We start from the raw sequence: 1,008 nt of genomic DNA, 5'->3' as shown, positions 1-1,008 counted from the left end.
TTAAGTCTTGGCAAAGAAGTTCTTCTGCTTGCTTTTCCGTGATGGTCATGCCTTCATAAACAAAAGGCTTTCCAGCATTGTTTGTATGTCCATAACCTATTGTCCACACACCAATGGTATCTTTGTAGGCGTTTAAACGCAAGCCTTCCCATTGTTTGATAAGTGCAAGTCCCTCTAATGATATTTTTCGCATGTGTTGCTCCATAAAAAAGCCCCACACAAGGCGGGGATGAGTGAATATTAAAAATTGCAATTATTGCCTTTTATTAAAAATCTCGTTTCATGTAACTTTTTTCTGTGTTATACGTTACATGAAACATAATGGAGATTTTGTTATGGCTACAATGCACGTCAATGAACGCGTTCAAAAACATCGCAACGCACAAAGAAAAGCAGGTTTGCGTTTAATGCAAATTTGGGTACCAGATATTCGCCAACCGAACTTTGCAGAAGAGTGCCGACGCCAATGTCGCTTAGTCGCAAAAATGGATAAAACAGATACATCTATGCAGTTGTTGATGGATCAATCTTTAATGGATGTTGATGGCTGGACAGAATAATGCGTGGATCTCTCGTCACAATAGCTATGCAAGGCGATTTTGGTAAACCAAGACCTGCGTTAATCATTCAAGCTAATCAATTTAGTGAGCATACAAGTGTAACGGTTTTACCAATTACAAGTACACTTGTTGATGCGCCATTACTCCGCATTACGATTCAGCCAACCGCTAAAAATGGTTTGCAAAAACCTTCGCAAGTAATGATTGATAAGATTATGACGGTAAGATGTGAAAAAGTTAGTCCAGCTTTCGGCTCCATTCATGCAGATAAAATGGTAGAAATTGAACGCTGTTTAGCTGTATTTTTAGGAATAGTAAAATAAAAATAGTATTTCTTTTTATCATCATAAAATAGCTTTGTTTATCTATCTTCTTCATCCATATGGATGACGCCTTCGCCTTCGTCACATGCGTTTGGTGGGGCGTTTGGATCAAGGGTATCATCCTT

At 38.4% G+C, this 1,008-nt stretch carries 3 protein-coding genes; 2 read left to right on the top strand and 1 reads right to left on the bottom strand.

The features are described from left to right. A partial coding sequence (locus ACFIJ7_RS09585) for a lysozyme (RefSeq protein WP_375645195.1) occupies positions 1–193 on the bottom strand: 193 nt, incomplete at its 3' end. A gap of 142 nt (positions 194–335) precedes the next feature. Here ACFIJ7_RS09585 and ACFIJ7_RS09580 point away from each other — a divergent pair. Together ACFIJ7_RS09580 and ACFIJ7_RS09575 are read left to right on the top strand one after the other, a co-directional pair. Further along, positions 336–560 carry an antitoxin MazE family protein gene (locus ACFIJ7_RS09580; RefSeq protein ID WP_273791685.1) on the top strand — a complete coding sequence of 75 codons (225 nt, stop codon included), beginning with the start codon at positions 336–338 and terminating at the stop codon, positions 558–560. Continuing rightward, positions 560–883 (top strand): type II toxin-antitoxin system PemK/MazF family toxin, encoded by a 324-nt coding sequence (locus tag ACFIJ7_RS09575; protein WP_273791686.1) that lies wholly within the window; start codon positions 560–562, stop codon positions 881–883. The genes ACFIJ7_RS09580 and ACFIJ7_RS09575 overlap by 1 nt, the downstream gene beginning before the upstream one ends. Positions 884–1,008: the final 125 nt, after the last annotated feature.

Origin of the sequence: Bartonella sp. MR100HLJHH (assembly GCF_042194215.1) — a bacterium.
Taxonomy (GTDB): Bacteria; Pseudomonadota; Alphaproteobacteria; order Rhizobiales; family Rhizobiaceae; genus Bartonella; species Bartonella grahamii.
This window is presented reverse-complemented; position numbering and strand designations above follow the sequence as displayed.

Bases quoted from the DNA above. Each gene is read 5' to 3' on its own strand.
- ACFIJ7_RS09580 (WP_273791685.1), top strand. From the start codon at position 336: ATGGCTACAATGCACGTCAATGAACGCGTTCAAAAACATCGCAACGCA.
- ACFIJ7_RS09575 (WP_273791686.1), top strand. From the start codon at position 560: ATGCGTGGATCTCTCGTCACAATAGCTATGCAAGGCGATTTTGGTAAA.